At 63.5% G+C, this 18,586-nt stretch carries 17 protein-coding genes; 7 read left to right on the top strand and 10 right to left on the bottom strand.

Annotation, left to right across the window (positions count from 1 at the left end; genetic code table 11):
* Positions 1–18 precede the first annotated feature (18 nt).
* The 7 genes from ACM42_RS16105 to hemJ form a co-directional block, all read right to left on the bottom strand.
* A complete protein-coding gene (locus ACM42_RS16105; protein ID WP_271528839.1) occupies positions 19–903 on the bottom strand; it encodes a ParB/RepB/Spo0J family partition protein in 885 nt (294 codons plus the stop codon).
* A gap of 137 nt (positions 904–1,040) precedes the next feature.
* A complete protein-coding gene (locus ACM42_RS16100) occupies positions 1,041–1,907 on the bottom strand; it encodes a ParA family protein (protein ID WP_028181374.1) in 867 nt (288 codons plus the stop codon).
* 28 nt (positions 1,908–1,935) lie between these two features.
* Positions 1,936–2,577 carry a 16S rRNA (guanine(527)-N(7))-methyltransferase RsmG gene (gene rsmG / locus ACM42_RS16095; RefSeq protein WP_271528980.1) on the bottom strand — a complete coding sequence of 214 codons (642 nt, stop codon included), beginning with the start codon at positions 2,575–2,577 and terminating at the stop codon, positions 1,936–1,938.
* Positions 2,578–2,718: 141 nt separating this feature from the next.
* Positions 2,719–4,599: a tRNA uridine-5-carboxymethylaminomethyl(34) synthesis enzyme MnmG gene (mnmG, locus tag ACM42_RS16090; RefSeq protein ID WP_271528838.1), complete on the bottom strand. Its 1,881-nt coding sequence runs from the start codon at positions 4,597–4,599 to the stop codon at positions 2,719–2,721.
* Positions 4,600–5,132: 533 nt separating this feature from the next.
* Complete coding sequence (gene mnmE, locus ACM42_RS16085; protein WP_271528836.1) at positions 5,133–6,491, bottom strand: tRNA uridine-5-carboxymethylaminomethyl(34) synthesis GTPase MnmE; 1,359 nt, start codon at positions 6,489–6,491, stop codon at positions 5,133–5,135.
* Positions 6,492–6,805: 314 nt separating this feature from the next.
* The gene (gene rho, locus ACM42_RS16080) at positions 6,806–8,071 is read right to left on the bottom strand and encodes a transcription termination factor Rho (RefSeq protein ID WP_271528835.1); all 1,266 of its coding nucleotides are present in this window, start codon (positions 8,069–8,071) and stop codon (positions 6,806–6,808) included.
* 249 nt (positions 8,072–8,320) lie between these two features.
* Positions 8,321–8,743, bottom strand: coding sequence for a protoporphyrinogen oxidase HemJ (gene hemJ / locus ACM42_RS16075; protein WP_271528834.1), 423 nt, complete (start codon positions 8,741–8,743; stop codon positions 8,321–8,323).
* 523 nt (positions 8,744–9,266) lie between these two features.
* On the opposite strand from hemJ, the gene ACM42_RS16070 reads away from it, so the two are divergent.
* The 4 genes from ACM42_RS16070 to dnaQ are packed head-to-tail and all read left to right on the top strand — an operon-like array spanning position 9,267 to position 12,096.
* Positions 9,267–10,106 (top strand): pyruvate, water dikinase regulatory protein, encoded by an 840-nt coding sequence (locus tag ACM42_RS16070; protein WP_271528833.1) that lies wholly within the window; start codon positions 9,267–9,269, stop codon positions 10,104–10,106.
* A gap of 8 nt (positions 10,107–10,114) precedes the next feature.
* Entirely contained in the window at positions 10,115–10,723 is a 609-nt protein-coding gene (locus ACM42_RS16065; protein ID WP_271528832.1) for a Maf family protein, read from the top strand.
* Positions 10,724–10,746: 23 nt separating this feature from the next.
* On the top strand, positions 10,747–11,346 hold the full coding sequence (gene coaE, locus ACM42_RS16060; protein ID WP_271528831.1) for a dephospho-CoA kinase: 600 nt from the start codon (positions 10,747–10,749) through the stop codon (positions 11,344–11,346).
* A 27-nt stretch (positions 11,347–11,373) separates the two neighbouring features.
* Positions 11,374–12,096, top strand: coding sequence for a DNA polymerase III subunit epsilon (gene dnaQ, locus ACM42_RS16055; protein ID WP_271528830.1), 723 nt, complete (start codon positions 11,374–11,376; stop codon positions 12,094–12,096).
* Here dnaQ and secB read toward each other — a convergent pair.
* Positions 12,087–12,572: a protein-export chaperone SecB gene (gene secB, locus ACM42_RS16050; protein WP_271528829.1), complete on the bottom strand. Its 486-nt coding sequence runs from the start codon at positions 12,570–12,572 to the stop codon at positions 12,087–12,089. The two genes, dnaQ and secB, sit on opposite strands and share 10 nt — an antisense overlap.
* A gap of 397 nt (positions 12,573–12,969) precedes the next feature.
* Between secB and ACM42_RS16045 the strand changes: the two genes are divergently transcribed.
* From ACM42_RS16045 to ACM42_RS16035, 3 genes are read left to right on the top strand one after another with little or no spacing between them, the layout of a single operon-like run.
* Entirely contained in the window at positions 12,970–13,677 is a 708-nt protein-coding gene (locus ACM42_RS16045; RefSeq protein WP_271528828.1) for a Tim44/TimA family putative adaptor protein, read from the top strand.
* Positions 13,655–15,187, top strand: a complete 1,533-nt coding sequence (mltA, locus tag ACM42_RS16040) for a murein transglycosylase A (protein ID WP_271528827.1) — start codon at positions 13,655–13,657, stop codon at positions 15,185–15,187. The genes ACM42_RS16045 and mltA overlap by 23 nt, the downstream gene beginning before the upstream one ends.
* Positions 15,184–15,774 carry a Smr/MutS family protein gene (locus ACM42_RS16035; RefSeq protein WP_271528826.1) on the top strand — a complete coding sequence of 197 codons (591 nt, stop codon included), beginning with the start codon at positions 15,184–15,186 and terminating at the stop codon, positions 15,772–15,774. Before mltA ends, ACM42_RS16035 begins: the two co-directional genes overlap by 4 nt.
* 163 nt (positions 15,775–15,937) lie before the next feature.
* On the opposite strand, the gene ACM42_RS16030 is transcribed toward ACM42_RS16035, so the two are convergent.
* Positions 15,938–17,062: a hypothetical protein gene (locus tag ACM42_RS16030; RefSeq protein WP_271528825.1), complete on the bottom strand. Its 1,125-nt coding sequence runs from the start codon at positions 17,060–17,062 to the stop codon at positions 15,938–15,940.
* A 192-nt stretch (positions 17,063–17,254) separates the two neighbouring features.
* Positions 17,255–18,559 (bottom strand): ATP-dependent protease ATPase subunit HslU, encoded by a 1,305-nt coding sequence (gene hslU / locus ACM42_RS16025; RefSeq protein WP_271528824.1) that lies wholly within the window; start codon positions 18,557–18,559, stop codon positions 17,255–17,257.
* Between the last annotated feature and the right edge of the window lie 27 nt (positions 18,560–18,586).

The following is an 18,586-nucleotide window of genomic DNA, read 5'->3' as shown; positions in this document are numbered from 1 at the left end:
CGACGGCGAAGGCCGGGCCTACAGCGCGCCCTTGGCGAGCCGCTTCATCACCTCGTCGAGCTGATCGAGGTTGCGGTAGTTGATCTGCACGGAGCCGCCGGGATCGCGATGATTGACGGTGACCTTGAGACCCAGCGCGTCGCTGACACGCTTTTCGAGGTCGATCGTATCGGGGTCCTTTTCCTTCGCGCCGGCGCGCGCCTTCTGCGGCTTGCGCTCGGGCACGCCTTCCTCGTGCGCCAGAGCCTCGGCCTGGCGGACGTTGAGCCCCTCCTCGACGATGCGCTTGGCGGCGGCGAGCGGATCCGGCACGCCGATCAGCGCGCGGGCGTGGCCCGCCGTCAATTCGCCGGTCGCGATGTAGGCCTGCACCTCTGCCGGCAGCTTCGTCAGCCGCATCATGTTGGCGACGTGGCTGCGGCTCTTGCCCACGACCTTTGCGATGTCGTCCTGGCTGCGTTTGAACTCGTTGGCGAGGGCGTGATAACCCTGCGCCTCTTCCATCGGGTTGAGGTCTTCGCGCTGCACGTTCTCAATGATCGCGAACTCCAGCGCGTCGCTGTCGCTGATGTCGACCGGAACGATCGGCACGTCATGCAGGCCGGCGAGCTGCGAGGCGCGCCAGCGCCGCTCGCCCGCGATGATCTCGTAGCGATCCTGCGCGCCCTTCACCGGACGCACCACGATCGGCTGGATCACGCCGTGCTGCTTGATGGAGTCGGAGAGCTCCTTGAGCTCGGTCTCCGAAAAGGTGCGGCGCGGGTTGCGCGGGTTGGGCTTGATGAATTCGATCGGCACCTTGCGCTGTGCGCGCGGACGATCGACATGCTGAGCCTCGCCGCCGACGTCACCGATCAGACTCGCAAGACCTCGGCCCAGTCGCGAACGCGCTTCGTCGGCCATCGCCAGCTCCCTTGGATTCACGGTGCAGCACTCCAGAACTGAATTATCGTAGGGTGGGCAAAGCGAAGCGCGCCCACCGATTGTGTGCGGAAGACGGTGGGCACGGCGAAGACGCCTTTGCCCACCCTACGGCAGCGTCAATGCGTCGTGCGCAGCTCGCGCTCGCGCTGGATCACCTCGGTGGCGAGCCGCAGGTAGGCTTCGCTGCCGACGCATTTGAGATCGTAGACCAGCACCGGCTTGCCATAGGACGGCGCTTCGGAGATGCGCACGTTGCGCGGGATCATGGTCTTGTAGACCTTCTCGCCCATGAACTGGCGGACGTCGGCGACGACCTGGTTCGAGAGGTTGTTGCGCGAGTCGAACATGGTCAGCACGATGCCGTGGATCGACAGGTTCGGATTGAGCGTCGAGCGCACCTGCTCCACCGTCTGCAGCAATTGCGACAGACCCTCGAGCGCGAAGAACTCGCATTGCAGCGGCACCAGGATGGCGTCGGAGGCCGCCATTGCGTTCACCGTGAGCAGGTTGAGCGAGGGCGGGCAGTCGATCAGCACATAGGTGTAGTCGGCATCCGGCGAGACGTTGTTGTTGAGCGCGCCGATGGCGTCGCGCAGCTTGAAGGCGCGGCCGGGCGTGGTGCCGAGCTCGAGCTCGAGGCCGGAGAGATCCATGGTCGAGGGCGCGATGTGCAGCCGCGGCACCGCGGTCGAGACCACCGCCTCGCGCAACGCGGCTTCGCCGACCAGCACGTCGTAGGTCGAGCAGGAGCGGTTGCGGCGATCGATGCCGAGGCCGGTCGAGGCATTGCCCTGGGGATCGAGATCGACGATCAGAACGCGCTCGCCGATCGCCGCGAGCGCCGTGCCGAGGTTGATCGCTGTGGTTGTCTTTCCCACACCGCCCTTCTGATTCGCCAGCGCCAGGATGCGCGGGTGGCCATGCGGGACCTCATTGGTCTCCTGGGCCGTCTGTTCTTGCTGCGGTTCGTCAATCACGCTCATCGCAATTCCCCACTCACCCCTGAACGCCTCACCCGCGTCGCTCGACGGACGTCAGCTCCACGATCCAGCCGTCACCCGTACGGCTTTGATGGAGCTGAGGTTGAATATTCCAATATTTAGCGGCTTCGGTCAATTCAGCCTCTACATCTTGACCCTTCAGAAACAACGCCTTTGCGCCCTGGCGCATCAGCGGCTCCGCAAAGCCGATGAGTTGATGTAGCGGAGCCAGTGCGCGCGCGGTGACGTAATCGACGGGGCCGGTGATTCTATCCACATTATCCCCGATCTCAGCGAGATGTACGACTCCCGGAGATGTGGTGACGCGAATCGCTTCGCGCAGGAAAGCCGCCTTCTTGGCGATTCGCTCGACGAGGTGGACGCTCGCGCCCGGCGTCCCCGCCATGGCGCAGGCCAGGACGACGCCGGGAAAGCCGCCGCCGCTGCCGAGGTCGGCCCAGCGTTTGGCGGTCGGCGCGAGATCGACCAGCTGAAGCGAATCGGCAATGTGCCGCGTCCAGAGATGCGGCAAGGTCGAAGGCGCGACCAGATTTGTCTTGGCCTGCCACTCGCGCAGCAGGGCGATGTAGCGATCGAGCCGGGCTTCGGTTTCACGTGAAACGGGAGCGAGCTTGAGCGCCGCGATCTTGTCGGCTGCGATGATCGCGTCCAGCGACTGATCGTTGGCCCTGGCCTTGTCGTTCTTCGGTCCAGCCGGCGCCAGCTCGGCTCGCCGATCAGCACCCTCACCCGCTCCGGGTCGTCGCGATAGCGGCCTGTCCCCGCCCGGTCCGCGCTGTTTCACGTGAAACGCCTATGCGATTGCCTTGGAAGTTTTCCGAGCTTCACGGCGCAGATAAGCCGCGAGGATGCCGAGCGCGGCCGGCGTCATGCCATCGATCCGGCCAGCCTGGCCGACGGTGAAGGGCCGGGCCTTCTCCAGCTTGGCCCGGACCTCGTTGGAGAGACCTGGGACCTGCTGGTAATCGACGTCCGACAGCACCATCCCTTCATCGCGCCTGAACGCTTCAACGTCGGCGCTCTGGCGCTCCAGATAGACATCGTATTTCGCGTCGATCTCGAGATGAGTGGCGATGACAGGATCGATTGCCGCCAGCTCCGGCCAGATCGCCCGGATCTGGCTCCAGCCGATCTCCGGATACGCCATCAGCTCGAAGGCCGACCGGCGCTGCCCATCCCGGTTCAGGGACAGGCCGTGCTTGCTCGCCTCGTTCGGGGTGATGGTCAGGGACTTCGACAGTGTTCGTGCCGCGTTCAGGGCGTCCATCTTGGCACGGTGATGCCGGGTTCGGGCACTGCCGACACAGCCCAAGGAAATGCCTTTCTCGGTCAGGCGCTGGTCCGCATTGTCGGCCCGCAGCGTCAAACGATACTCAGCCCTGGAGGTGAACATCCGATAGGGCTCGCTGATTCCACGGGTGACAAGGTCATCGATCATGACGCCGAGATAGCCGTCCGCCCGATCGAATACCGTCAGCGCGGCCCCACCGGCGGACAATGCCGCATTCAAGCCAGCCACGATGCCCTGCCCGGCGGCCTCTTCATATCCGGTGGTGCCGTTGATCTGCCCGGCCAGGAACAGCCCGCGCAGGCGCTTGGTCTGCAGGGTCGGATCGAGCTCGCGAGGATCGATGTGGTCGTATTCGATGGCATAGCCCGGCCGCACCATCTTCACCCGCTCCAGGCCTGGAATGCTGGCGAGGATCGCAAGCTGGACCTCCTCCGGCAGCGAGGTCGAGATGCCGTTGGGGTAGACGGTCGTATCGTCGAGCCCTTCCGGCTCCAGAAAGATCTGATGGCCGTCGCGGTCGCCGAAGCGGACGATCTTGTCCTCGATCGAGGGGCAATAGCGCGGGCCGGAGCTCTTGATCTGGCCGGAGTACATCGGAGAGCGATGGACATTGGCGCGGATCACCTCATGGGTCGCGGCCGTGGTCCGGGTGATCCCGCACTGGATCTGCGGGGTCGTGATCCGCTCGGTCATCACCGAGAAAGGCTCCGGCGGCTCGTCCCCGGGCTGCATCTCGACGGCGGCCCAGTCGATCGTGGTGCCGTCCAGACGGGGCGGCGTACCGGTCTTGAGACGTCCGAGGGTGAAGCCGACACGCTCGAAGGAGCTTGAAAGGCCCATCGCAGGAGCTTCGCCGACCCGGCCGGCGGGCCAACTCTTCTCACCGAGATGGATCAGACCGCGCAGGAATGTGCCGGTGGTGACCACAACCGCCCCCGCCCGCAGTTCCCGGCCATCACCCAGGCGAAGACCCGTGACCCGCCCTTCGGCCATGATCAGCTCGTCAGCCTCGCCTTCGATGATCGAAAGGCTCTCGGTCTCCCGGATCGCGGCCTGCATGGCGGCCGCATAAAGCTTCCGGTCCGCCTGGGCTCGCGGACCACGGACAGCGGGCCCCTTCCGCCGATTGAGAACACGAAATTGGATGCCACCGGCGTCGCCCACGCGACCCATTAGACCATCGAGAGCATCGACTTCGCGGACCAGATGACCCTTGCCCAGACCACCGATGGCCGGATTGCAGGACATCGCGCCGATAGTCGAGAAATGGTGCGTCACCAGAGCGGTCGTTGCGCCCATCCGCGCAGCAGCGGCCGCGGCCTCACAGCCGGCGTGGCCGCCCCCGATCACGATGACGTCAAAGCTTGCTCGTTCTGTTCGCATGGTCGGACTTCTATCCCAGGGCAGAAGAAGCCGGAAGTGGAAACTCGGGACGGTGGTGTTTCACGTGAAACAGGAAGTGGCTGGCGATACGCTTTTCCGCAAAACAACCCCATGCACAGCAGAAGAAGCGTTCAAGGGATTATTGTTTCACGTGAAGCAATATCGGTCGAAGGAGCCCGAAACGAGCGACGGCGAGACCAGAATCCCCCCGCGGGCGCAGCGTCGTCTCAAGGGATTCATAGGAAGAAAAGTGGGTCGAATTCGACCAGATGCACTGACCCATTTCGTTAGCGTCGGGTCGGCGCCTCGACGCGGCCCAAAATCCCAAAGATGAGATGGAGGCGCGCGGCCAGCGGCCCCAACGCCATTCCCCATGAAGCGACATCAGATGAAGTAAGGAACCGCTCGCACATTGGCCCGAGCTAATGTCGCCGCCGTTTCACGTGAAGCAGACCCGCGAACCACGATCATTGCTGTTTCACGTGAAACACAAGGAATGGAACAAGTCCTAGTTCTACAATGAAGAACTAGCTCTACTTTCCAATGCAGAACTTCTGGAAGATCGCCCCGAGGACGTCCTCGACGTCCACCCGCCCCAACAGCCGGCCCAGGGCATAGGCGGCAGCACGCAGCTCTTCGGCCGCCAGCTCTTCGCCCTCTTCTACAAGCTCCAGACTCCGGCGCAAGCTGTCCGACGCCTGGCGCAGCAAATCGCGCTGCCGCGCCCGGGTCACCAAGGCACCTTCCGTCGTTCCGAAGAAGTTGGCGGCGAACATTATGAGGGCCTCAACCAGTTCCGGAATGCCGTCGCCCCGGCTCGCGGAGATCGGGAACTCGCCCGGCGGCACAGGGCCCTCGCGCCCGCCGAGATCGATCTTGTTGCGGACGATCCAGACCAAGCCGCCCGGCGAAACAGCACCGTCACCGGATCTCCGAAGCGAGCGCATGGCTTCCGGATCGACAGCTTGCCCGCCCTCCACCAACCACAGGACCAGGTCGGCGTCCCCGGCGCGCGCCCGCGCCCGACGCACGCCCTCCTGCTCCACGGGATCATCGGTCTCGCGAATTCCCGCGGTGTCGATGACAGTGACGGGATAGCCGTCGAGATCGAGCTGCACCTCGATGACGTCGCGCGTGGTGCCGGCATGAGGCGAGACGATTGCGACCTCGCGCCGCGCGAGCTGGTTGATCAAGGTCGACTTGCCGACGTTCGGCTCGCCCGCGATCGCAACCACCAGGCCATCACGCAGACGTTCAGCTTGTCCCTGCGCCGCAAGGGCTTTTGAGATTTCATCATACAGGGCTTGGATTGCCCTGACTGCCGGCGCCATCAATTCGGCCGGCACGTCGCCTTCGTCGGAGAAATCGATGCCCGCCTCGATCAGCGCGGACGCCTCGATGATGCGTTCGCGCCAGTCGCGCGCGTGATCGCCGAGAAGACCTTGCAACTGGCGCAGCGCCTGGCGCCGTTGCCGATCGGTGTCGGCGTGGATGAGGTCGTCGAGACCCTCGGCCTCGGTGAGGTCGATCTTGCCGTTCTCGAACGCGCGCCGCGTGAACTCTCCAGGCTCAGCGGCGCGGGTATTCGGAAGATTCGAAATTGCCGCAAGGAGCGTCGCAAGCACCGCGCGTCCGCCATGGACGTGAAACTCGGCGACGTCCTCGCCGGTCGCGCTGGCCGGTCCTGGAAACCAGAGCACCACGGCATCGTCGATTGGCTGGCCCGCGCCGTCACAAAGCAACCGGCGGCTTGCCTGCCTCGGTGCCGGCAGCTGGCCCGCGAGCCTTGTCAGCACCCGGCCGGCCTGCGAGCCCGACACACGCACCACCGCGATCGCGCTGGGCGCCCGGCCAGATGACAGCGCAAAGATGGTCTGGTCTCTCGGATGCATGGCCTATTTGTCCGCCTCCTGGCGAAAAGGCAAACTTCCGATTTCCGCCGGCCAGCTGGAGGATTTGCTGCGCTAAACCTTGCAGCAATACCTATATTGCAACGCAACATAACTACAGCATTTTGCTGCAAACCACCCTACCCAAGAGATTTCAGGCCGAGTCCGATCCAGCTTTTTCCCACGTGATATCAACATATTAATAAACGCCAGCGATCCGGATAGGAACCAACCCTTCATGCTGCAAATTCGCTGCAGCAAAGCCGCACAACAAAAGGGCGCCCGAAGGCGCCCTCCAATCCTCTGTTGCAGTGCACTCAGGTGTTCATCGACTCGAAGAACTCCGAGTTGCTCTTGGTCGAGCGGAGCTTGTCGAGCAGGAAGTCGATCGCGTCCATCGTGCCCATCGGATTGAGGATACGGCGGAGCACGTACATCTTCTTGAGCACCTGCGGATCGGTGATGAGCTCCTCCTTGCGGGTGCCGGAGCGCGAGATGTCGATCGCCGGGAAGGTGCGCTTGTCCGACACCTTGCGGTCCAGGATCAGTTCCGAGTTACCGGTGCCCTTGAACTCTTCGAAGATGACCTCGTCCATGCGGCTGCCGGTATCGACCAGCGCAGTCGCGATGATGGTCAGCGAGCCGCCCTCCTCGATGTTACGGGCGGCGCCGAAGAACCGCTTCGGGCGTTGGAGCGCGTTGGCGTCGACACCGCCGGTCAGCACCTTGCCGGATGAGGGCACCACGGTGTTGTAGGCGCGGCCAAGGCGGGTGATCGAATCGAGCAGGATCACGACGTCGCGGCCGTGCTCGACCAAACGCTTGGCCTTCTCGATCACCATCTCGGCGACCTGGACGTGACGTACCGCCGGCTCGTCGAAGGTGGAGGACACAACCTCGCCCTTCACCGAGCGCTGCATGTCCGTGACTTCTTCCGGACGCTCGTCGATCAGAAGCACGATCAGATAGCATTCGGGATGATTGTGCGTAATCGAATGTGCGATGTTCTGCATCAGCACGGTCTTACCGGTGCGCGGCGGCGCGACGATCAATGCGCGCTGACCCTTGCCGATCGGTGCGACGATGTCGATCACGCGTGCAGACAGGTCCTTTCGCGTGGGATCGTCGATTTCCATGCGGAAGCGCTGATTCGGGAAAAGCGGCGTGAGGTTGTCGAAATTGACCTTGTGCTTGGCCTTTTCCGGGTCCTCGAAATTGAGCGTGTTGACCTTCAGCAGCGCGAAATATCGCTCGCCCTCTTTCGGGCTGCGAATATGGCCTTCGATGGTGTCGCCGGTACGCAACCCAAAACGGCGGATCTGCGAGGGCGACACGTAGATGTCGTCGGGGCCCGGCAGATAATTCGCATCGGGCGAGCGGAGGAAGCCGAAGCCGTCGGAGAGCACTTCGACGACGCCTTCGCCGACGATATCGGTCTCGGCAATCGAGAGCTGCTTGAGGATGGCGAACAGCAGCTCCTGCTTGCGCATGGTGCTTGCGTTCTCGACCCCGTTCTCTTCCGCGAACGAGACGAGCTCAGCCGGGGTTTTCGACTTGAGGTCCTGGAGTTTAATTTCCCGCATTGGGGTGGTCCTGTGGGGTAGCCTTAGAAGAGGGGGTGCGAGGAGGCTCTGAAATGCGGACGTGAGAAGGTAAGGTCCGCAGGACTGGCAAGGTGAGCGCCGGGAGGCTTCAAACCTGATGCGGTACCCGGCTTCTGGAAAGCTCGGACACAACCACATCCGCCTGCGTTGGGTGGGATGTCGGTAATATAGAAAATCGCTTCCTGCTCCGCAAGCCGAAGCGCTGAGCGAATCGTCGGCGCGACGTGCCTAGAACGGCTTCACGATCACCATGATGACGATGACGATCATCAGAACAGTCGGTACCTCATTGATTATTCTATAGAATTTCTGGCTCCGCGGCCGCCGGTCAGCGGCGAAATCCTTCAGCCAACGGGAAAAAAAGCCGTGGACCGCGGACATGGCCAGGACCAATGCCAGTTTTACGTGCAACCAGGGCGATGCGAACCAATGACCGGACCACGCGAGATAGAGACCGGCCAGCCAGGTCACGATCATGGCCGGGTTGATGATCGCCTTGAGCAGCCGGCGTTCCATAACCTTGAACGTTTCCGACTGCTTCGAGCCGATCTCCGCTTCGCAATGATAAACGAACAGCCGTGGCAGATAGAGCATGCCGGCCATCCAGGAGATGACCGCGATCACGTGCAGCGCCTTGATCCACTCGTACATGCCGGCAGCCCTTCCGTGTCTTGCCTTGCGCGTTTTCCAGACGCGAACCAGGATCGATGTCGTTCGAACGCGCCCTGTCTCACCGGACAGTGGATGGAACGAGCCCGGTAAGAATTCATTCATAGATTTGGGTGCACACACATATCCGCGTGCTCGGCTCTTCTAAACCTAAAACTTTTAGAATCTTAAGGTTTGAGTCTTAGTGACCGTGGATTGGACTCACACAATTCCGTCCGCCACTTCACGCGCGCTTGTTCACATCCATCAACATATCCTGCGCGACCTCGAGCCGTTCGAATAAGCGGCCCGGACTCAAGAGCTTGCGCTTGACCGTCGGCAGCTTATCAAGCGGGTTATCCGCGCAATCCCGCTCCCCTCATCGGAGGGCGCCGGACTTGTCCTGACCGGCAGTGGTGTGAAGAAAATTGGCCGTTGTCCCGCCCCTGGTGTCGCACATCCCTTTCCAAGGGGTTAAGCTCCACAGAAATCCACAAACTGCCCCGCCCTCATACAAAGAGTTTCTGTGCCGACCTCGAACAATTATTTCCACCTGCATCTGGTCTCCGACTCCACTGGTGAAACGCTCATCACCGTGGCGCGCGCGGTCGCGGCCCAATACGCCAACGTGACGCCGGTCGAGCACGTCTATCCGCTGGTGCGCAGCCAAAAGCAGCTCGACCGCGTGCTCGATGAGATCGAGGAAGCGCCGGGAATCGTGCTGTTCACGCTGCTCGAAAAGGATCTGGTCGCCAGGCTCGAGGACAAGTGCAAGCAGATCAATGTTCCCAGCCTGTCGATTATCGGCCCGGTGATGCAGTTGTTCGAAGCCTATCTCGGCGCTGCGACCACGGGACGCGTCGGCGCCCAGCACGTCCTCAACGCGGAATATTTCAAGCGCATCGACGCCTTGAACTACACGATGATACATGACGATGGCCAGCACGTCGAAGGTCTCGACGAGGCCGACGTGGTCCTGGTCGGCGTGTCCCGGACGTCGAAGACGCCGACTTCGATCTATCTCGCCAATCGCGGCATCCGCACCGCCAACGTGCCGCTGGTTCCAGGCATTCCGGTGCCCTCGCAACTCGAGACGCTGACGCGGCCGCTGGTCGTCAGCCTGCATGCGACGCCGGAACGCCTGATTCAGATCCGTCAGAATCGCCTGCTGTCCATGGGTGCCGAGTCCGGCAGCGACACCTACACCGACAAGCAGTCGGTCACCGAGGAGGTCGCGTTCGCTCGCAAGCTCAGCGCCAAGCATGACTGGCCGCTGCTGGACGTCACGCGCCGCTCGATCGAGGAAACCGCGGCGGCGATCATGAAGCTCTATACTGATCGCCAGCGCAACCGGCCCTCGGAATAGTTTCTGCCATGGCTCTGTGGCGCGGCACATCTCCGTTGATTCTGGCCTCACAAAGCAGCGCGCGCAAAATGCTGCTGGCCAATGCCGGGCTGGAATTCGAGGCTGTGACGGCGGATATCGACGAGCGCGGCATTCAGACCGCGTCGAGAGTCTCAAACCCGCGCGAGATCGCCCTGTTGTTGGCGCGAGAAAAGGCCAAGGCGGTTTCGACGAGTCATCCAGGAAGCTACGTGATCGGCGCCGATCAGACATTGGCTCTCGGGATGCGTCTCTTCAACAAGCCCGCAGGCCGCACACAGGCGCTGGCGCAGCTGCGCGATCTCGCCGGCAAGAGCCACGAGCTGAATTCGGCCGTAGCCGTGGCGCTTGACGGCAGGATTGTTTTCGAGGACGTGTCAGTCGCCCGCATGACCATGCGAGAGATGACCGAGGCCGAGCTTTCGGCCTATCTCGACGCCGCCGGCTATGCCGTCACGACCAGCGTCGGCGCCTATCAGCTCGAAGGCCTAGGCATCCATCTGTTCGAGCGGATAGAGGGCGATCATTTCACCATTCTCGGCCTGCCGCTGCTGCCGCTGCTTGCGTTCCTGCGCCGCGAGCGGCTAGTTGCAGTCTGACTGACAGACATGGCTATGGCTTGATGCGGATCCTCGGACTGACCGGCTCGATCGGGATGGGCAAATCCACCACCGCGAAACTTTTCGCGGAGGCCGGTGTCCCCGTCTACGATGCCGATGCCACCGTGCATCAGCTCTATGAGGGCGAAGCGGCTCCCGCGATCGAGGCTGCCTTTCCGGGCACCACCGTCAACGGCAAGGTCGACCGCACAAAACTGTCGGCGCGCGTCGTGCACGATCCTGCTGCGATCAAGCAGCTCGAGCAGATCGTTCATCCGATGCTGGGCGCCTCTCGGCAGAAATTCTTCGCCGACGCCGAGGCCGCCAAGGCGCCGGTCGTGGTGCTGGACATTCCGCTGCTGTTCGAGACCGGCGGCGACAAGCGGGTGGACGCCGTGGTCGTGGTCTCGACGTCGCCCGAACTCCAGCGCCAGCGCGTGCTGGCGCGCGGCACCATGGACGAAGCCAAGCTCGATGCCATCATCGCCAAGCAGACGCCGGATGCCGAAAAGCGGCGGCGCGCCGATTTCGTGGTGGATACGTCACACGGACTTGAGCCGGTGCGGGCGCAAATCGCGCACATTCTGGCCGAGGTCGTTAAGATGCCGCAGCGGCGAGCCTGATTCGCCGTCTCACACGGCGACCAAGACATGCGCGAAATCGTCCTCGACACCGAAACGACCGGCCTCGATCCGCTCCGCGGCGACCGACTCGTCGAAATCGGCTGCGTGGAGATACTCAACCGCATGCCGACGGGACAGACCTTTCACGTCTACATCAACCCTGAACGGGACATGCCGGCGGAAGCGTTCGCGGTGCACGGATTGTCGTCCGAATTCCTGGCGACGAAACCATTGTTCCACGAGGTCGCCGACGAGTTTCTGGAGTTCATCGGCGACGCCCCGCTGGTGATCCACAACGCCTCGTTCGACATCGGCTTCATCAATGCCGAGCTTGACCGCATCAAGCGCGCCGCAATCCCACGCGAGCGGCTGGTGGACACGCTGCTGCTGGCGCGCCGCAAGCATCCCGGCGTGTCCAACCGGCTCGACGATCTCTGCTCGCGCTATGCGATCGACAATTCACGCCGCACCAAGCACGGCGCGCTGCTGGACGCCGAGCTGCTGGCCGAAGTCTATGTCGATCTGGTCGGGGCGCGACAGTCGCAGCTGCTGCTGGCTTCTGACACCCAGGAAATCCGCGTCAATGCGGCCGGCGATGCGCCGCGGCGGCAGCGCCTGGTGCCGCTGGCGCCGCGGATTTCGGAGGCCGAGCGCGAGGCCCATCGGGCCTTCATCGCGACGCTCGGCGACAAGGCGATCTGGAACGAGTACCTGCCCGCTCCAGCCCCCGTGGCGGTCGGTCAGGCCTGACCGGCTTGACCTTGGGCGGCCATTTGCCGCTCCATGTTCTGGCGATAGAGACCGACGAAGTCGACCGGATCCAGCATCAGGGGCGGGAACCCGCCGTCGCGCACCGCGGTCGCGATGATCTCGCGGGCAAACGGGAACAACAGGCGCGGGCACTCGATCATGACTAGCGGATGCAGGTTCTCCTTGGGCACGTTGACGATCCGGAACACGCCGGCATAGGCGAGCTCGAACGAGAACATCACCTTGCCTGCGGTCTCGGCCTTGCCCTCGACCGACAACGTCACCTCGAACTCCTGTTCGCTGAGATTGTTGGCGTTGACGTTGATCTGGATGTTGATCTGCGGCGGCTGGCTCTGCTGCTGGAGCGAGGTCGGCGCGTTGGGATTTTCGAACGAGAGGTCCTTGGTATATTGCGCCAGCACGTTGAGCTGGGGAGCCTGGGCCGCCTCGGGAGGGGTGCCGTTACCGTTGGTCATGAAAGTCTCTCCTTACCCGATTGGGGCTGAATTTCGCGGCGGTTGGCTAACATAGGGCCGCCTCGTTCCACAAGGACGAACGGCCCCGGATCGCGGAATCGGGCCGCGCCCGCCGTTTGGAGGGTCATCCTGCCTTTTCCGCGAAATTGCGCCTTAAATGATTGAAGATGCGCGATTTCCCGGCAGGATCGGGTTTCCCCTTAAGCCTAAAACGCGCTACACTTGGTACTGTGCCAAAAGGCGCCATTGGCCCGGCAAGATTTCGTGCCTACATCCCACGGACCTGACGCGGACCCAAAATGGTGATGTGGACTTGCCGTTTCCGTGGGGAACGGTCTACTGGCCGGATTGATTTTCCCGGCAACGACCCCTGAAAAGACCAGAAAGCGAATACGACGTGGACATCTACACCATCATATTCCTGGCGCTGGCAGTCTTTATCTTTTTGAGGCTGCGTAGCGTGCTGGGGCAGCGCACGGGCAACGAGCGGCCGCCGTTCGATCGCACCGCCGCCCGCAATGCGCTGGGAGGTGCCCAGGACAACAACGTCGTGACCGTGCCGGGCAAAGTGATCGACCAGGCCCCGCTGGCGCCGACGGCCGAGCCGACCCCGCCCTCCGATCGCTGGAAGGGGCTGACCGAGCCGGGCACTGCGCTGGCGCAGGGCCTCGATGCCATCGTCGAGAAGGATTCCACGTTCGACCCGCGCCATTTCATCTCGGGCGCCCGCGGCGCCTACGAGATGATCGTGCTGGCCTTCGCCAATGGCGACCGCCGCGCGCTACGCGATCTGTTGTCGTCGGATGTCTATGACAGTTTCGATGCCGTGATCAAGGAACGCGAGAAGAACGAGCAGAAGACCGAGACGCGCTTCGTCTCGATCGACAAGGCCGAGCTCGTCGGCGCGGAGATGCGCGACCGCACTGCCCAGCTCACCGTGCGCTTCGTTTCGCAGATGATCTCGACCACCCGCGACAAGGCCGGCAACATCGTCGACGGCAGCGCCGACACGGTCGCCGACATCACCGACATCTGGACTTTCGCCCGCGACACCTCCTCTCGCGATCCGAACTGGAAGCTGGTTGGCACCGGAAGCGCGAACTAAGGTCTTTCTGAAGAACAGCGCGACGGCGCTTTGCGCGTGTGCCGTCGTGCTCTCGTCGTTTTCGCTCGGTGCCGAGGCGGCGCGGCGCCACCATCGCAGCCATCATCATCATCACGCCCGGCAATTGCCTGCCGCCCCGCCGCGGGCCTTGCCCTATCCGCAGCTCCCCCTGCCGTTCGAAATTCCCGGCGCGCAATATCTGCCGCTGGCCTGGGCGGACGTGAAGGGTTGGGAAGACGATGACCATCTCGCCGCCTACAAGACGTTCCGCGCCAGCTGCCGGCCGATCAATGCGCAGAACGGCGCGGCCGAACCCAAGGCCTTGGGCGCCTCGCTGAGCGAGCCTTGCCGCGCTGCCAAGACGCTCGATCTCGCCGACGACGCCAAGGCGAAGACCTTCTTCGAGGAGAACTTCACGCCGCTGCGGATCTCACGCCTCGGCGAGCCCGACGGTTTCGTCACCGGCTATTACGAGCCGGTGCTGGAGGGATCGCGCACGCAAACCGATGTCTACAACGTGCCGGTCTATCGCCGTCCCTCGAATCTGTTCGTGCGCGGCTACAAGCAGGATTCGGTCAGCCTGCCCAACAAGGGCCCGGTCTATCGCAAGATCGGCCGCCGCAAGCTGGTGCCCTATTACGACCGCGGCGAGATCGAGGACGGCAAGATCGCCGGCCGAGGACTCGAGATTGCCTGGCTCAAGGATCCGACCGATCTTCTGTTCGCCCAGATCCAGGGCTCGGCACGGATCAAGTTCGAAGACGGCAGCTCGGTTCGGCTCAACTACGATGCCTATAACGGCTATCCCTACACGGCCGTCGGCCGCATCCTGATCGAGCGCGGCATCATCCCGAAAGAGGAGATGTCGATGCAGAAGATCAGGGAGTGGATGGCGCAGAATCCCGACGGCGCCAAGGAGCTGCGCCGCGCGAACCGTGCCTACATCTTCTTCCGCGAGGTCAACCTCTCCGACAAGGACGAGGCGGTGGGCGCGCAAGGCATTCCGCTGACCGCCGGCCGCTCGATCGCGGTCGACAAATCGCTGCATGTCTACGGCACGCCGTTCTTCATCGAGGGCGAGCTGCCGATTGAGTCCGAACGCGCCAAGACGCCGTTTCACCGGCTGATGATCGCGCAGGACACCGGTTCGGCCATCATCGGCCCCGCACGCGCCGATCTGTTTTTCGGCGCCGGCCAGGAGGCCGGCCGTGTCTCCGGGCGGCTGCGCCATCCCATGCGTTTCGTGATGCTGGTGCCGAAGAGCCTCGATCCCGGCCCGCGCGCCGCGAAATTGCCGATACCGGATCCCAGGCCTTCGGAGAAGATCGCAAAGCTGTTTCCGCAGACCGTCCCGGCCAAGGCGGCAACGCCTGCTGCCGCCGCGCCGCAAGACAAGAACGAAACGGTTGCCATCGCCGGTCCCGTTCCGCTACCGGTGCCGCGTCCCGCGATCGACCCTGGCTCTGAGCCGCGTCGTCCGGTGAAGAATCGCCCTCATCGGCAGCAATGAAACGATCGTCCCGTCCGCCCGTGCTGGAGCCTCGCCCCTCGCCGCGCCGCCGTGCGTTGAGCGATGAGGAGCGCGAGCTGTGGGACCTCGTTTCGAGGCAGGTCAAGCCGCTGAGGAAGCCCCGCGTGCGAAAGGTGCATGCCGCGGCGCGCCCGGAGTCGTCACCCGCCGGTCCGGCCAATCGACCGGCGTCATCGCCACGGCCCATCGCCGCCGCGCCGTCGCCGCGCGTGACGAAACCCTCCATTCCGCCCCTGGCGCCGCTTGGCAAGCGCGAGCGGACGAAGCTCTCGCGTGGCCGCAGCGAGATCGAGGCGCGGCTCGATCTGCACGGCATGACCCAGACGCGCGCCCATCGCGCGCTGGCCGGTTTCCTGCACCGCGCCCATCAGGATGGCCTGACCTTCGTGCTCGTCATCACCGGCAAGGGCCGCAGCGGCGGCGAAAGCGGCGTGCTCCGCCGTCAGGTGCCGGAATGGCTCAGCCTGCCGGAATTCCGAGCCTTCGTCGTCGGCTTCGAGACCGCGCATATCGGCCACGGCGGCGAGGGCGCGCTTTATGTACGGATCAGGCGGGCGAGAGGTTAGCGGCTCTACACCTCTCCCGCTTGCGGGAGAGGTCGCGCCGAAGGCGCGGGTGAGGCTTCTTCTCCTCTTGGGGAATCCCGTTGCGGAAACACCCTCTCCCCAACCCTCCCCCGCAGGCGGGGGAGGGAGCACACCTTCGATACGGCCCAAGCAGAGCTTTAGACTAAAACGGCCGGACAATTCCGACGCGTGGGATCAGCGTGAGTATCAAGCCGAAGATGTTGGTCTTGCGATCCTCCGCCGGGATCAGCTCTGTCTCCCGAGCGGCCGGAAGCATCCTCACCGCATGCAGGATCAGGAACATGCAGACCGCCCAGTTCGAGATCCAGCGCGAATAGTCGAACACCATCGCGAACATCACGACATAGGCGAGGCTGATGCCGACCAGCGCCGCGACGACGAGGCGGCGGTGCGTTTCGCTGGCAAGTGCGCCGATCAGGCGCGCAAGATAACGCCACAACGGCGTGTGCAGCCAGATCAGCAGTGCAAACACAGGCACGCCGAGAATGTTGTGCGGCAGGCGGCCCCAGGTGTCGGCAACTTCCTTCGCCAGCGGCTGATACCAGATATAGGCGAATTGCAGCAGGTCGGTCCGCGCGGGATCGGCCATCCGGCCCTTCAGATAGGCGACGAAATCCGCTTCGGGGATCGGCATCGTTCCCAGAAACTGCGCGGCGAAGAACAGCGCAGAGACGACGGCGAGGGCAACGCTACCGAAAGCAATGTTGGTGCGATTGCAGCCATGGGTCAGATAGTGCCTGATCACGACGATGGTGATGATCGTCGGCACGTACATCAAGAGATGAATGTGATGGATCAGCACGAGCACGATCGAGAACAGCGCGGCCGTGGCAACGAACAGCAGCGAGCCCGCGGGCATCAGCAGCAGGATGATCGCGAGCGCGCAGCCATAGATGTCGAAATGGCCGAGCGTGTGCATGAAGTTCTTCAGGAAGAACGGCGAGCCCGCGATGAAGACGAACAGCGGCAGTGTCCTCGCACTGAAACCAAAGGTCTTCTGGAATAGCTTTGCGTAAAGCGCTGATGTCACCAGCCACGTCGCTCCGCCGAGCGCAAACACCAGCCAGACCGGCACCTTGTCGGTGAAGAGGGCGACGACCGCTCCGATCAGCGCGCGCTTGATGAAGCCGAAATGATAGTCGACGAGGAGATGAATATAGGGGACGTAAGGCGGCAGCTGGATCTTGTGGATGAAGACGCCAACGATGACCGCCGCGTTGATCGCGAGCAGAAGCCGCCAGGGATTTTGCAGGATGCGTACGGTCACGCCCCACCCGAACTGGTGAGAGCAACCTCCGCTGTCGTCCCGGGCAAGCGAAGCGCGACCCGGGACCCATAACCACAGGCGGTCGTTTGTGCCGGGATCGGAGCCGCCATCTGCTTCAACAAGGACCGCTGGTGGTTATGTGTCCCCGCTTTCGCAGGGACGATCGCGGATAGATAGCGGACTGAACCAAATTTACAAAATGAACCGGCTCAGATCCGCGTTCTTGGCGAGGTCCCCGACGTGCTTCTGCACGAAGTCCGCATCCACCTTGATCGTCTCGCCGCTGCGGTCGGGGGCGGTGAACGAGATGTCGTCCAGCACCCGCTCCATCACGGTCTGGAGCCGCCGCGCGCCGATGTTCTCGACCGTGGAGTTGACGGCCACCGCGACGTCGGCGAGCGCGTCGATCGCGCCGTCGGTGATGTCGAGCGTCACGCCCTCGGTCTGCATCAGCGCGACATATTGCTTGATCAGCGAGGCCTCGGGCTCGGTCAGGATGCGGCGCATGTCGTCGCGGGTCAGCGCCTGCAATTCGACGCGGATCGGCAGGCGGCCCTGCAATTCCGGCAGCAGGTCGGACGGCTTTGCGACGTGGAATGCGCCCGAGGCGATGAACAGGATGTGGTCGGTCTTGACCGCACCGTGCTTGGTCGAGACCGTGGTGCCTTCGATCAGCGGCAAGAGATCGCGCTGCACGCCCTCGCGCGAGACGTCGCCGCCGACGCGGCCGTCGCGCGCGCAGATCTTGTCGATCTCGTCCAGGAACACGATGCCGTTGTTCTCGACCGCGCTGATCGCCTCCAGCGTCAGCTGCTCGGTGTCCAGCAGCTTGTCGGATTCCTCGTTGACGAGGATCTCGTGCGAGCTCTCCACCGTGAGCCGCCGCGTCTTGCTGCGGCCTCCCAACTTGCCGAAAATGTCGCCGAGCGAGATCGCGCCCATCTGCGCGCCCGGCATGCCCGGGATCTCGAACATCGGCATGCCGCCGCCGGACGATTGCGTCTCGATCTCGATTTCCTTGTCGTTGAGCTCGCCGGCGCGCAGCTTTTTGCGGAAGGATTCGCGCGTCGCCGAGCTCGCATTGGCGCCGACCAAGGCGTCGAGCACGCGCTCCTCGGCGGCGAGCTGGGCACGGGCCTGCACGTCCTTGCGCTTCTTCTCGCGCACCTGGGCGATCGCGACCTCGACGAGATCGCGCACGATCTGCTCGACGTCGCGGCCGACATAGCCGACCTCGGTGAATTTCGTCGCTTCCACCTTCAGGAACGGCGCGTTCGCGAGCTTGGCGAGCCGTCGCGCGATTTCCGTCTTGCCGACGCCGGTGGGGCCGATCATCAGGATGTTCTTCGGCAGAACCTCCTCCCGCAAGGAGCCGGAGAGCTGCTGCCGCCGCCAGCGGTTGCGCAGCGCGATCGAGACGGCGCGCTTGGCGTCGCCCTGGCCGACGATGAAACGGTCGAGTTCGGAAACGATTTCGCGGGGAGAGAAGTCTGTCATGTGTGCTTAGCTAGGGTCAGATGCGCG

The organism is Bradyrhizobium sp. CCBAU 25338 (assembly GCF_028128965.1).
Taxonomy (GTDB): Bacteria; Pseudomonadota; Alphaproteobacteria; order Rhizobiales; family Xanthobacteraceae; genus Bradyrhizobium; species Bradyrhizobium liaoningense.
Note: the sequence above shows the minus strand (reverse complement) of the source record. Positions and strands in the feature narration are given on the sequence as shown.

What these genes read in the sequence shown, in the direction of transcription:
- ACM42_RS16100 (WP_028181374.1), bottom strand. Translation starts at nt 1,907, where the DNA reads ATGAGCGTGATTGACGAACCGCAGCAAGAACAGACGGCCCAGGAGACC.
- secB (WP_271528829.1), bottom strand. Translation starts at nt 12,572, where the DNA reads ATGACCAACGGTAACGGCACCCCTCCCGAGGCGGCCCAGGCTCCCCAG.
- coaE (WP_271528831.1), top strand. Translation starts at nt 10,747, where the DNA reads ATGCGGATCCTCGGACTGACCGGCTCGATCGGGATGGGCAAATCCACC.
- ACM42_RS16105 (WP_271528839.1), bottom strand. Translation starts at nt 903, where the DNA reads ATGGCCGACGAAGCGCGTTCGCGACTGGGCCGAGGTCTTGCGAGTCTG.
- hslU (WP_271528824.1), bottom strand. Translation starts at nt 18,559, where the DNA reads ATGACAGACTTCTCTCCCCGCGAAATCGTTTCCGAACTCGACCGTTTC.
- dnaQ (WP_271528830.1), top strand. Translation starts at nt 11,374, where the DNA reads ATGCGCGAAATCGTCCTCGACACCGAAACGACCGGCCTCGATCCGCTC.
- mnmG (WP_271528838.1), bottom strand. Translation starts at nt 4,599, where the DNA reads ATGCGAACAGAACGAGCAAGCTTTGACGTCATCGTGATCGGGGGCGGC.
- ACM42_RS16035 (WP_271528826.1), top strand. Translation starts at nt 15,184, where the DNA reads ATGAAACGATCGTCCCGTCCGCCCGTGCTGGAGCCTCGCCCCTCGCCG.
- hemJ (WP_271528834.1), bottom strand. Translation starts at nt 8,743, where the DNA reads ATGTACGAGTGGATCAAGGCGCTGCACGTGATCGCGGTCATCTCCTGG.
- rho (WP_271528835.1), bottom strand. Translation starts at nt 8,071, where the DNA reads ATGCGGGAAATTAAACTCCAGGACCTCAAGTCGAAAACCCCGGCTGAG.
- mnmE (WP_271528836.1), bottom strand. Translation starts at nt 6,491, where the DNA reads ATGCATCCGAGAGACCAGACCATCTTTGCGCTGTCATCTGGCCGGGCG.
- ACM42_RS16065 (WP_271528832.1), top strand. Translation starts at nt 10,115, where the DNA reads ATGGCTCTGTGGCGCGGCACATCTCCGTTGATTCTGGCCTCACAAAGC.